This is a genomic window from Mycobacterium sp. 852014-50255_SCH5639931 (assembly GCF_001665605.1).
In the GTDB taxonomy this organism is placed as follows: Bacteria; Actinomycetota; Actinomycetes; order Mycobacteriales; family Mycobacteriaceae; genus Mycobacterium; species Mycobacterium paraffinicum.
This window is the reverse complement of the sequence record NZ_LZSV01000011.1, coordinates 1-12317: the sequence shown is the minus strand read 5'-3', so window position 1 is coordinate 12317 and position 12317 is coordinate 1. Positions and strand designations below refer to the sequence as shown.

The window sequence follows — 12317 nt, the reverse complement described above, 5'->3', positions numbered from 1 at the left end:
AACCCTAAACGACGACTTGGACGTGGCAGTTATTCCCATTCGCCGGCGAGACGCACGCGGCGCAAACGGTTGGGTCACCGGGGCAATCGCACGGCGGGGTTTCGAATCGGTCGATTTGGTGTACTGATACCACTACTCGGCTCCAGGAAGGCAAATGATGAAGCAAATCGCGGCCGCCACGTTCGCGATCGCCGCCGTGCTGCTGTCCAGCGCGTGTTCGGCCTCGCAGGTCATCAACACCGGCGGCGACACCAAGTGCAAGGACTTCACCTCGCAGGACGAGAAGAAGCAGAACGACGAGGTCAGCAAGATGCTGAAGGACAAGAACGGCACAGACCCCGCCAATGCTGAGATCTCGGCCACCCGACTGTCGGCATTGACGTATTGCCAGACGTTGGGCAAGCCGGACACCAAGATCTCCGAGGCGCCCCACGGCTGACCGTCACTGCGTCGGATCAGCCGCACGTTCGGAGCGCGCGCCGCGCTGAGAGGCGAATGGTGTTGCGGCGTAACCAGCTTCTGGGGGACGGCCGCCTATCGAAGCTCCTGCGCGGTGGTGTCGCCGGCTTCGGCATTCACCAATTGCCTGCGTCCCACATGTGCCTCGGTACGAAGCCGCTCCACCATGTGCGGGTAGTGCAGTTCGAAAGCCGGCCGCGCTCCAGCACGATCGCGGGCTCCCCGCGCCGCGCCAGCTCGTAAGCGGCGGCCAGCCCGCACACCCCCGCGCAGACGATGACGATCACGCGACCGGCATACCCACGCGGCTAGAAAAAGAACCCGGCGTGGGGCGCGTCCGGCACCGCGAACAGCCCATCGGCCACCGCAAGTGCCGACGGGTCGTCGGCCCGCGCCAAACCGGCGATGGCGAGGTCGCGCCAGGTCGTGCCGCCGAGCAGGACGCCGGCCAGCCCCTCGACGTCGACCTCCAGTTGTGCCCGCCGCTCGGTCGGTTCGGCACCGCCGCCGGTGACGGTGAAGCGACGCGAATTGTGCGGCACCATAGCGTCTTTCACCGCGATGGTGACGGCACCGTCGCCGCTGTAGTGGCGCGCCGCCAGTGCCCGCGGCACGTCGAGGACCCGCAGCCACGTCTCGTCGTGCACCGCGGTGACCCGCACCGCCCGCCGATCGGTGAGCAGCCACGGCAACGGGTCGTCGAGCGGAAGCATCCAAAACATCACGCGGTCAATGAGATCCAGGCCGAGCAGGAACCGCAGCAGGCCGAGGTAGGCCTCCGCGGTGGGCGCGAAGAAGTCCTCTACGGCGATGGCGCGCTGGTCGCTGACGAACCACCGCTCGGTGTCGACGGGACGATAGCGGGCGAACCCCGATTCGGCTCCCGGAGCGCCGTGCACCGCGACGTACGAAGGCTGCGGTGACGACTCGGTGCGCAGCCGCAGGCTCTGCCACCACACGCCCGGCCGGTCGATGGTGCCCGGACGCGACGGGCGATGCTCGGCATAGATGCGGGGCAACAGCTCCCATGCTTGCGCGGCGTCGATCAACCGCACAGGACCGCCGGGCCCGACGTCGCGCCGCAGCGCCGCCCGCGCGGTCTGCACCTCGATGGTCTGCGACGAACTGGCGACGCCGTACCCGTACCTTCCGTAGATCGTCGCCTCCGAGGCCCGCAGCGACGCGACCACCTCACCGCGGGCCGCGATGTCCCGCAACTGATGACGGATCAGCTCCGTGGCGATGCCCTGCCGGGTGAACGACGGCAGCACCCCGATATGCGTGACGGCGGCGTGCCCCACCAGCGCACCGCCGGGCAGCGTCATCCGACTCGTCACCGCGTCCGCGGTGCCGACCAGTTGACCGCCCGCGAATGCGCCGACGGTGCGGCCGGGTTCGAGCAACGTGGCGATGCGGCCGGGCGGCAGGTCTGGCAACGGCGGGAAGCCGATCATGGCGACGCGAAACACGTTGGCGGCCGCCAGGAGCTCGTCCTCGCTGTCGAGGACCCGGATCTCGGTGGTCATTCGGCCATCATGTCGCGTGCGCGCCGCGGCATGGACCGCGGGCTGCGGCCGCTAACGGATCTGCAAGCCGGTCAACGCCCGCGAGATCACCAGGCGCTGGATCTCGCTGGTGCCCTCGAAAATGGTGAAGATCTTGGCGTCGCGGTGCATCCGCTCCACGGGATAGTCGCGTGTGTAGCCGTTGCCGCCCAGGATCTGGATCGCCTCGTCGGTGACGTAGACGGCCGTCTCGCTGGCCACCAGTTTGGCCATCGACCCCTCCGCCGCGTCGAAGGATTGGTTGTTGCGCGCCATCCACCCTGCCCGCCACACCAGCAGCCGGGCGGCGTCGATGCGGCTCTTCATGTCGGCCAGCTTGAACGCCACGGCCTGGAATTCGCCGATCTTGCGGCCGAATTGCTCACGCTGGCAGGCATAGTCGAGGGCGTACTCGTAGGCGGCCCGGGCAACGCCGACCGCCATCGCGCCGACCGTGGGTCGGGTGCGCTCGAAGGTCTTCATCGCCGCCTGACTCCGCGCCGAGGCGCCCGACTTGACGCGGGCGATCCGCGCCTCGAACTTCTCGCGCCCACCGAGGATGTGGTCTTCGGGAAGTCGCACGTTGTCCAGCACCACCTCGGCGGTGTGGGACGCCCGAATCCCGTGCTTTTTGAACTTCTGGCCCTGCGCCAGCCCGTTGACGCCCGCGGGGACGACGAAGGTGGCCTGGCCGCGGGTGCCGAGCTCGGGGTAGACCGACGCCACCACGATGTGCACGTTGGCGATGCCGCCGTTGGTCGCCCACGTCTTGGTGCCGTTGAGGACCCACTCCCCGCTGGCCTCGTCGTAGCGGGCCCGGGTGCGGATGGCGCCGACGTCGGAACCCGCGTCGGGCTCGGACGAGCAGAACGCGCCCAGCTTCGGCTCGTCGGCCGTACCGAACATCTCGGGCAGCCAGCGGCCCAGCTGTTCGGGAGTTCCGTTGCCCGCCAAGGCCGCCGCGGCCAGGCCGGTGCCCATGATGGACAGCGCGATGCCGGCGTCGCCCCAGAACATCTCCTCGAACGCGGTGAGCATGCCCAGGCCGGTGGGCTCGGCCGCCTGCTGCGCGAAGAAGTCGGGGGAGTACAGGCCCACCTTCGCGGCCTCCTGGATCACCGGCCACGGGGTTTCCTCCCGTTCGTCCCATTCCGAGGCGGCGGGCCGGATGACGTCGGCGGCGAACTTGTGCACCCAGTCGCGCACCTCGATCACGTCGTCGGTCAGTTGCAATGAGAAAGTCACGGCTTCACTCCTGAATTGTCGTTGCTCTCAACGGTTTCCGTATTGGGCGAGGACGCTGACGGTCTGGCTGACCCACGCCTCGAAGTAGCGCTCCTCGTCGATGTTGCCCGGCAGGCGGCCGGTCAGCGCCTGCAGTGTTGCGGCATAGGACAACGACCCGATAGCGACGGCGGCGGCCCCCTCCGGATCGGGGATCCGGGTGCGGCCAGACCGGTTCGACGCGGCCAGTTCGTCGGCGAACCGTTGATAGGCGTTGTCGGTGATGACCTGCCAGGTCTTCTCGTCGAGATCGCCGAGCTCGTCGGGTTCGCGCAGCATGACCTTGAGCAGGTCCTCGCTTTCTTTGAGGTTGCTCCAGATCAGCTGGCCCGCCGTGCGCACCGCCTGCTCGACGCCGCCGGGCTGTCCGGCGTCGTACTGCTCCCGCGCCGCCACGATGCTGTCGATCCGGTGCGCGACGGCGGCCTCGAGCAACTCTCGCTTGGAGCCGAAGTGCTTGTACAGCGCGCCCGACCCCGGCGCCAGGCCCGATGCCCGCTGGATGTCGGCCACCGACGTCGCCGCGTAGCCCTTGTCGGCGAAGAGCTTCAGCGCCGCGGCCAGCAGCCGATCGCGTCCGGAGACGAGCATGGTGAGAGAGTACTCACTCACTCCACCGGTGCAAAATGGCGCCGGTTGCAGGCGCGGGAGACGGGCTCGAGGGTTGGCGTTAGATTCTCTGCGAAACGCCACGAGGCCTGAGCGCGGCGAATCGATATCGGTGTGAAGGTTGGGGTCAGGTGGTCGACACCGCCGCCGGCCCGGCGCCGCGAGCTGCACAAGAGGAGCCTGACAGCGTGTTACCGCACGTAGATCTGCCGATGCGGGTGTTGTCGCTGCGCACCATCGTCGTCGTGGCGGCAGTGTCGGTGATCACCCTCGTGGTGCTGTTGGGCACCTGGGTGTGGGTCGGTGTCACCAACGATCAGTACAGCCAGCTCGATCGCCGGCTCGACTCGGTCAGCAGCCTGGGCGACATCAACTCACTCCTCAACAACGTGGAGCACGCCAGCCCCGACCAGCCCATGCCTGACGGCAACCTGGTGCGCACCGCGCGCATCGGAGACGAGACCGTATCCGCGCCCAGCAATATCGTGCTGCCCAAGCTGCCCAACGGATACGCGAACACCACGATCAACGGGGTGCAATACCGCGTCCGCACCTTCTCCGCGGGGCCCGCCTCGATCGCGCTGGCCGCACCGCTGGCCGAAGCCCAGCACCGGATCAACGAGCTGCACCTGCGGGTGCTGTTGATCTGCGCCAGTGTCATCGGCGGCACGGTGGTCGTCGGCTGGGTGATCTCGTTGATCATGGTGAATCCGTTCCTGTTGCTGGCCCAGCAGGCCCGCGCCATCAACGCCCAGTCCAGCCCGGACGAGGTCCAGGTGCGCGGGGTGCGTGAGGCCGTGGAGATCGCCGAAGCCGTCGAGGGGATGCTCGCGCGCATCGGCAAGGAGCAACAACGCACCAAGGCCGCGCTCGAGTCGGCCCGTGACTTCGCGGCGGTCGCCTCGCATGAGTTGCGGACCCCGTTGACGGCCATGCGCACCAACCTGGAGGTGCTGTCCACCCTGGACCTGCCGCGTGAGCAGCGCCAGGAGGTCATCGGCGACGTCATCCGCACCCAGAGCCGCATCGAGGGCACCCTGACGGCGCTGGAACGGCTCGCGCAGGGCGAGCTCACCACCGTCGACGATTTCGTCCCGTTCGACATCACCGAACTCTTGGACCGGGCCGCGCACGACGCGCTGCGCATCTACCCCGAGGTGGAGGTGTCGCTGGTGCCCTCGCCGACCGTGCTGATGGTGGGCTTGCCCACGGGGCTGCGGCTGGTGATCGACAACGCCATCGCCAATGCCGTCAAGCACGGCAATGCCGGCAAGATCCAGCTCACCGTGAGCAGCTCGAGTGAGGGCGTGGAGATAGCGATCGACGACGACGGCACCGGCGTGCCGGAATCCGAGCGCGCCACGGTGTTCGAGCGCTTCGCCCGCGGTTCGACGGCGTCGCGTTCGGGATCCGGTCTGGGTCTGGCGCTGGTCGCCCAGCAGGCCGAACTGCACGGGGGCACGGCGGCGTTGCAGACCAGCCCGCTCGGGGGGACCCGGCTGCTGCTGAAGCTGGCCGGCGACGGGCGCGGTCCCGCATAGCTTCCGTAGCCATTTCCGGCCCCGGGAAAAACGGACGGAACAGTTGGCCGATTCTCCGTTAAGCCGGCAAGAATATGCACCGCGGCGCTCCCTTGTTCGGCCGCCTTTTACGCGCCGCCATTACTGCCACGCATTCGCATGACCCACTCGCACTGAAGCTTTCGACGGTGAGGTCGTGACCACTGTGTCTGCAGTGGCATACGAGGTTGTTTGACGGATGACTTATAAGGGGAATACCGCCGGTCAGAACAAACGCGTAATTTCCTGCCGGCGGCCGGAAGGAATGCTAGTGAATACACGAACGGTCGAACCGCACTAGACTGAGGCGCCAAGCCGTCTTTTAGACGCTGAGCAATCGGAGGGAAATCATGGTGCTGCAGGTGCAATCGGAGGCAGTGCTGGCGTCGTCATCCGCGGAGGCGGCCATCAGCGCGGAAACTCAGGCGGCGGCTTCGGCGGCCGCGCCGGTGCTGTTGGGAGTGCTGCCGATGGGCGCAGACCCCGACTCGGCGATGTTTGCGGCGGCGCTGAACGCGTGTGGCGGAAGCTACCTGGGAGTGGTTTCCGAGCACGCCGCCCAGCGCGGCTTGTTCTCCGGCGCACAGAGCCTCGCGTCGGGCACGTACGTCGTCACCGAGCTCATGCGTAGCTTGGCGTTGGCGATCGGCGCCTGAGACCAGCGAGGCACAAAGGGGGAAGTACGCATGGCCGATCCGGGGTGGGCCGCGCGTACGCCTGAGGACAACGATTTGTTGCTCAAGGCGGGCGCCGGCGTCATCACCCATCTGGCCAACCAGGCCGCCTGGACGGCACTCGCGGCCACCCATCACGGCTCGAGCATCGCCTCGACGATCAACACCGTGGCCACGTCGGCGAGCTGGGTCGGTGCGGGATCCCTGGCCTCCGCAGCCAACGCCACCGCGCTGAACGCGTCGTTGCACGGGCTGGCTGGGTGGGTGGACGTCAAACCGGCGGTGGTTTCCACCGCGGTCTCGGCGTATCAGATGGCGTACGGCTCGATGCGCCCAGCGCCCGAATGCATCGAGAACCGCACCGAATGCGCCACCGACTACGGCATCAACCCCGTCGTCCTCGGGGCTTTGACGCCCCGCATCACGTCGCTGGAGCTCGAGTACTTCGGATCGATGTGGCCGAATAACTCCGCCGTCGGCGCCAGCTACGGAACGATCCTCACCGCGTTGACCCAAAGCCTCGCCATTCCGCCGCCGCTGGCAACCATGGGCGCATCGCCGGCGGCGCCCGTGGAGGCGGCTTCGGCGGTGGGCCAGTCCGCGGCCCAGGTCGCGGCCGGCGACGGCATGCGCTCCGCTTTTCAGGGCGCGCAGACGGGCACGCAGGGGGCGGGCCAGGCGGCGTCGGGCGGCCAGGACTTCATGAGCCAGGCCGGCTCGTTCATGGAGCCGGTGCAATCGATGATGGGCGCGGTCCCGCAGGCGATGCAGGCTCCCATGCAGATGATGCAGGCGCCGATGCAGATGATGTCGCCGCTGCAATCGATGATGGGCATGTTCGCCAATCCCGGCGCCATGGCCGGGGCGGCGCCGGGAGTTTCGGCGGTCTCGGCGACGGAGGTGTCGGCCGTCGGCGCATCGGGCGGCGGCGGGGCCGCGTCCCTGGGCAGTGCGGGTATGCCCGCGACCAGCTTCACCCGTCCCGTCAGCGCGTTTGAGCCCGTCAGCAGTGGCCGGCCGGTCGGGTTGCGGCCGAGCGGGGCGTTGGGGGCCGAGGCCATCCGTCCGCAGACCACCACTGTCGGCGGCGGCACACCGATGGGCGGCATGCCGGTGGGGCATGGGGCGGGAGGAGAGCGCGGATCCCGAGACAAATCCGAACAGCCCGCGACGGTGCGGGTTGTCGACACCAGAGTGTGAAGCCGGCCCGGCCAAGGGTGAATCGACAGGTCCAAATAGCCCTCATACACTTCGTTTCATGCCCCAGGTAATTCCCCGGGGGAGGGCAGCAGTAGTTAGGAGAAACCGCAAGTGGACAGTTCAACAATCCAAGTATCGTCGCAGGTGCTGCGTGACGCTTCCAACCATATTCAGGCGAACATGGAGCACGCGATCGCAATCGCTCAGGGCTACATCGCGAATCACGAAAACGTGATGAACCCGTCGACCTGGTCCGGTGAAGCAGTCACCGCTTCCCACGCGACGGCCATCGAAATTCAGAACGACCTGAACAAGGTCCTGTCCGGCGGCACCCGCCTGGCCGAGGGTCTCAAGCAGGCGGCGGCCTTGATGGAACACCACGAGGCGGATTCCACACACGCCTTCAGCGCGCTATTCGGCGGCCACGGCTCCTAACCGGCCCACTCACTCCTAATTCCACTAATGGTCTTTTGAAAGGAAGCTCGCAAATGTCCAACCCGATCACTTATAACCCGGGCGCCGTAGCCGATTTCGCCTCCGACATCGGCTCCCGCGCCGGCCAGCTGCAGGGAATTTATGACGACACCTCGAACCGGACCAACCAGCTGACGGAATTCTTCGCCGGTCATGGTGCGAAGCAGTTCTTCGAGGCGCAAGCGCAGATGCTGTCCGGGCTGCAGGGACTGATCGACACCGTGAGCCAGCACGGGACGACGACCTCGCACGTGCTGGACAACGCGCTCGCCACCGACCAGAACATCGGCCACTTGTTCGGCTGAGATCGGCTCACCGCCACGATTGAAGGTGGGGCAGATGCGCGAGCGCATGTGCCCCCCTTCGGTGTCTGGCCCGCCGGTTGATGGGCGCGCTGCCTGGAAAGCGAAGTGACATGCTGACTACGACGGTCGATGGCCTGTGGGTGTTGCAAGCGGTGGCCGGGGTGGAGCAGACCTGCCCCGAACTGGGGTTGCGGCCGTTGCTGCCGAGGCTCGACACCGCCGAGCGGGCGCTGGGCCACCCGATCGTGGCCGAGTTGAAGACTGCCGGCGCCCTTGACGAGGCCGGCAATGTCGACCCGATGATCCGCGAATGGCTCACCGTGCTGTTGCGGCGGGACTTGGCGTTGATGGTCAGCATCGACGTCCCCGGGCGCGAACCGACGCGGGTGTCTATCTGCCGCTTTGCCAGCTGGTGGGTGGTGCTGGAACGCCACGGCGAGCTGATCCGCCTGTACCCGGCCGGTACCGCCAACGACGAGGGTGGGGCCAGCGAACTCGTGGTCGGGCAAGTCGAGCGGTTGTGCGGTGTGGCGGAGGCGGCGCCGTTGCGGCCGGTCACCCTGGACACCGAACAATTGCTCTCGTCGGTGCGCGACTCCGCCAGCCTGCGGACCTTTCTGCTCGCCCAGAGCCTCGACGCCGATCAATTGCAGCTCGTGCTCGCGGCCGCCGACCCCGCGCGCTCGGCGCGTGCGTCCATCGTCGCGCTGCAGGCCGGTGTCGGGCCGGACGAATTGGCGCGCGTGGCGGTCGGCGATTCGTCGGTGTCCATCGTCGACACCCCGTCCGGACGCGTCTGCATCGAGTGCGTCATCTCGGGGCAGCGGCGCTATCAGATCGTCTCGCCCGGTTCGCGCAGCGACATCAGTGGCGCCGTGCGGCGGCTCATCCGCCGCTTGCCCGCGGGCGACGAGTGGTACTCGTATCGGCGGGTGGTCTGACAGGAGCATGATTTCTCAACTGACGCAAGATAAGTCAGTTAACCAATGCCGTGGAATAGCAACCCCTTACGCTCTTGAAGGGTTTCTTGATCGGTAAACGCGGTATCGCCGAGCGTGTTAGCATCGCGACGTGACGAGCCCTTGGAATGACCCGAATATGTCGGACGAAGGGGCGCTCAGACGGGGGGATCCGTCAGGGGGCCGTAACTTCCCGGATTCGGTGTCCGACACCATGCGCATTACCGATCTGGCCGCGCCTCGAAAGATTCCTCCAGGCTCGGGTTGGCGGAAATTCATCTACGTCATCTCTTTTAAGAAAATAAACCCTGGTGAATCGCCCAGTGAGCGGCACTACCGGGACTTGCAGAACCGTATCCGGCGGCACATCCGGCGCCAGTACGTGATCACGGTGGTGTCCGGTAAGGGCGGAGTCGGCGTTTCGACGATGGTCGCCTGCATCGGTGGGGTGTTCCGAGAATGCCGCCCGCAGAACGTGATTGCGATTGACGCGGTCCCGGGCTTCGGCACACTGGCCGACCGCATCGACGAGTCGCCGCCGGGGGACTACACCGCCATCATCAACGACACCGACGTCCAGGGCTACGCGGACATCCGTGAACACTTGGGGCAGAACCCGATCGGACTCGACGTGCTGGCCGGAAACCGCACGTCGGACCAGCCCCGGCCGCTGGTGCCGGCGATGTTCTCGGGGGTCTTGTCGCGGCTGCGGCGAACCCACACGGTGATGATCGTCGACACCTCGCCGGATTTGGAACACGAGGTGATGAAGCCGGTTTTGGAGAACACCGACACGCTCGTGTTCGTGTCCGGGATAACCGCGGACCGGTCCCGGCCGGTGCTGCGGGCCGTGGACTACCTGCGGTCGCAGGGCTACCACGAGCTGGTCTCGCGCAGCACCGTGATAATCAACCACACCGATCAGATCGCCGACAAGGACGCACTGGCGTACTTGACCGAGCGGTTCAGCAAGGTCGGCGCGACCGTCGAAGAGATGCCGTTCGATCCGCACCTCGCCAAAGGCGGGCTCATCGACACGGTTCATGAATTAAAGAAAAAGACGCGGTTGCGGCTTTTTGAAATCACCGCCGGCCTGGCCGACAAATACATTCCGGATGCGGAGCGGACAGCGCCGTGACATCAGCGCATAAGGTCGCTTTCCCGGCGCGCTGTGCGGTCAATATTTCCTACGAGAAGCATCTGTGTTCCCAAGTGTTCCCGGCCGGAATTCCGGTAGAGGGATTTTTCGAGGGAATGGTCGAGCTCTTCGACGCGGACCTGAAGCGCAAAGGTTTTGACGGCATTACGCTGCCGGCGGGCAGCTACGAACTGCATAAGATCAACGGTGTCCGGCTGGACATCAACAAGAGCCTGGACGAGCTGGGCGTGCAGGACGGGGACACCCTGGTGCTGGTGCCCCGGGTGGCCGGCGAATCCTTTGAACCGCAGTACGAGTCGTTGTCGACCGGCTTGGCGGCCATGGGCAAGTGGCTGGGCCGCGACGGCGGTGACCGGATGTTCGCCCCGGTGACGCCGCTGACGGCCGCGCACACCGCCGTCGCGATCGTCGCGATGGCGGCCGGGGTGGTGGTGGCGCTGACGTTGCGGGCGCGCACGTTCACCGACAACCCCGTCCCGGCCGCGGTGTCCGGCGCCGTCGGGGCCTTGCTGGTGGTCGGGGCCGCCGTCGTCTGGTGGGGTTGGCGGGAGCGGCGCGACCTGTTCAGCGGATTCGGTTGGCTGGCCGTGGTGTTGTTGGCCGTCGCGGGCGCATGCGCGCCCCCGGGCACGCTGGGGGCGGCGCACGGGGTGATCGGCCTCGTGATCGTGATCCTGGGTGCCATCGCCATCGGCGTGATGACACGCAAGCGGTGGCAGACGGCGGTCGTCACCGCGGTGGTGACGGTGAGCGGGATCCTCGCCGCCGTTGCCGTCGTCCGGATGTTCCGGCCGGCCTCGGCCCAGGTGCTGGCCATCTGCGTGCTGGTCGGATTGCTGATCCTGGTCAGGATGACCCCGCTGATCGCGCTGTGGGTGGCTCGGGTGCGGCCGCCTCACTTCGGATCGATCACCGGACGCGACCTGTTCGCGCGCCGCGAGGGCATGCCCGTCGACACGGTCTCCCCGGTCAGCGAGGACGAATCCGAGGACGAGGACAACGAATTGACCGACATCACCGCGCGCGGCGCAGCGATCGCCGCCTCGGCGCGGCTGGTCAACGCGGTGCAGGTCGGTGTGTGTGTCGGGGTGTCGATCGTCCTGCCCGCCGCCGTGTGGGGGGTGCTGACGCCGGGGCGTCCCTGGGCGTGGTTGGCGCTGGTGGTCGCGGGACTGGTGGTGGGCATCTTCATCACCCAGGGCCGCGGATTCGCCGCCAAGTACCAGGCTGTCGCGCTCGCCTGCGGGGCCGCGGCCGCGGTATGCGCCGGAGTGGTCAAATACGCCATTTACGAACCGAAAGACGTTGTGAGCGGGCTGCTTTGGCCCGCGTTGGCCATCGCCGCCTTCGCAGCGTGCGGTCTTGCCGCGGCGCTTCTGGTGCCGACGGTGCGGTTCAGGCCCTTCATCCGGTTGACCGTGGAATGGGTGGAAGTGTTGGCGTTCATCGTCCTGCTGCCCGCGGCGGCGGCCCTGGGAGGGCTGTTCACGTGGATTCGCCACTAAAGAGGGTCGCGGCGGTGACCGCCGCCGTGACCCTCGTCGCGTTGTCTGCGAATATTCCTGCCGTGCAAGCTATTACGCCCCCGCAGGTGGATCCGGGATTGGTGCCCCCGGACGGGCCGCCCAAGCCGGACCAACCGATGCGGCGGGCCAACAGCTGCTCGACGCCCATCACCGTGCGCAATCCCGACGTGGCGCAGCTGGCACCGGGCTTCAACCTGCTCAACATCGGCAAGGCCTGGCAATACAGCACCGGCAACGGTGTACCGGTGGCGGTCATCGACACCGGCATCTCGCCCAACCCGCGGCTGCCGGCCGTGCCCGGTGGTGACTACATCATGAGTGAGGACGGCCTGTCGGATTGCGACGCGCACGGCACCATCGTGGGCTCGATCATCGCCGCTGCGCCGCAGGGGACTCTGCCCATGCCGCGGCCCATGCCGTCGACACCGGCGTTCCCTCCGCCGGCCGGACCCCCACCGGCCAACGGCGCCCCACCGCCGCCGGTCGAGGTCCCGCCCCCGGTCGCGCCACCGCCACCTCCCCCGCCGGTGACCATCACTGTCTGTTATACACATCTCCGAGCCCA

General features: G+C 67.2%; 12 protein-coding genes and 3 pseudogenes. 10 read left to right on the top strand and 5 right to left on the bottom strand.

Features of this window, described 5'->3' with window-relative positions; all coding sequences use genetic code 11:
* The first annotated feature begins 154 nt into the window (after positions 1-154).
* Positions 155-439: a hypothetical protein gene (locus tag A5758_RS05640; RefSeq protein WP_066953571.1), complete on the top strand. Its 285-nt coding sequence runs from the start codon at positions 155-157 to the stop codon at positions 437-439.
* Positions 440-534: 95 nt separating this feature from the next.
* Here the strand turns inward: A5758_RS05640 and A5758_RS26470 are convergent.
* The 5 genes and pseudogenes from A5758_RS26470 to A5758_RS05620 all read right to left on the bottom strand — a co-directional run.
* Positions 535-657 (bottom strand): annotated as a pseudogene (locus tag A5758_RS26470) (hypothetical protein); the annotation flags it as partial.
* Positions 651-746: pseudogene (locus tag A5758_RS26465) on the bottom strand (FAD-binding oxidoreductase); the annotation flags it as partial. The pseudogenes A5758_RS26470 and A5758_RS26465, both read right to left, overlap by 7 nt.
* A gap of 21 nt (positions 747-767) precedes the next feature.
* A complete protein-coding gene (locus A5758_RS05630; protein ID WP_067737569.1) occupies positions 768-1985 on the bottom strand; it encodes a GNAT family N-acetyltransferase in 1218 nt (405 codons plus the stop codon).
* A 51-nt stretch (positions 1986-2036) separates the two neighbouring features.
* The gene (locus A5758_RS05625) at positions 2037-3248 is read right to left on the bottom strand and encodes an acyl-CoA dehydrogenase family protein (RefSeq protein WP_067208007.1); all 1212 of its coding nucleotides are present in this window, start codon (positions 3246-3248) and stop codon (positions 2037-2039) included.
* A 27-nt stretch (positions 3249-3275) separates the two neighbouring features.
* Positions 3276-3878, bottom strand: a complete 603-nt coding sequence (locus tag A5758_RS05620; RefSeq protein WP_067737566.1) for a TetR/AcrR family transcriptional regulator — start codon at positions 3876-3878, stop codon at positions 3276-3278.
* 230 nt (positions 3879-4108) lie between these two features.
* Here A5758_RS05620 and A5758_RS05615 point away from each other — a divergent pair, with 230 nt between their 5' ends.
* The 9 genes and pseudogenes from A5758_RS05615 to A5758_RS05575 form a co-directional block, all read left to right on the top strand.
* Positions 4109-5437, top strand: a complete 1329-nt coding sequence (locus tag A5758_RS05615; protein WP_067738275.1) for a HAMP domain-containing sensor histidine kinase — start codon at positions 4109-4111, stop codon at positions 5435-5437.
* A 368-nt stretch (positions 5438-5805) separates the two neighbouring features.
* The gene (locus A5758_RS05610) at positions 5806-6111 is read left to right on the top strand and encodes a PE domain-containing protein (protein ID WP_066953560.1); all 306 of its coding nucleotides are present in this window, start codon (positions 5806-5808) and stop codon (positions 6109-6111) included.
* A 30-nt stretch (positions 6112-6141) separates the two neighbouring features.
* Entirely contained in the window at positions 6142-7329 is a 1188-nt protein-coding gene (locus A5758_RS05605; RefSeq protein WP_067208001.1) for a PPE family protein, read from the top strand.
* A gap of 111 nt (positions 7330-7440) precedes the next feature.
* Complete coding sequence (locus A5758_RS05600) at positions 7441-7764, top strand: WXG100 family type VII secretion target (protein ID WP_066953556.1); 324 nt, start codon at positions 7441-7443, stop codon at positions 7762-7764.
* A gap of 53 nt (positions 7765-7817) precedes the next feature.
* The gene (locus tag A5758_RS05595; RefSeq protein ID WP_067207998.1) at positions 7818-8108 is read left to right on the top strand and encodes a WXG100 family type VII secretion target; all 291 of its coding nucleotides are present in this window, start codon (positions 7818-7820) and stop codon (positions 8106-8108) included.
* Positions 8109-8218: 110 nt separating this feature from the next.
* Positions 8219-9049, top strand: coding sequence for an ESX secretion-associated protein EspG (locus A5758_RS05590; protein WP_067737563.1), 831 nt, complete (start codon positions 8219-8221; stop codon positions 9047-9049).
* 130 nt (positions 9050-9179) lie between these two features.
* Entirely contained in the window at positions 9180-10205 is a 1026-nt protein-coding gene (locus A5758_RS05585) for a MinD/ParA family protein (RefSeq protein ID WP_156622511.1), read from the top strand.
* Entirely contained in the window at positions 10202-11731 is a 1530-nt protein-coding gene (gene eccD, locus A5758_RS05580) for a type VII secretion integral membrane protein EccD (protein ID WP_067737560.1), read from the top strand. Before A5758_RS05585 ends, eccD begins: the two co-directional genes overlap by 4 nt.
* Positions 11716-12317 (top strand): annotated as a pseudogene (locus tag A5758_RS05575) (type VII secretion-associated serine protease); the annotation flags it as partial. The gene eccD and the pseudogene A5758_RS05575, both read left to right, overlap by 16 nt.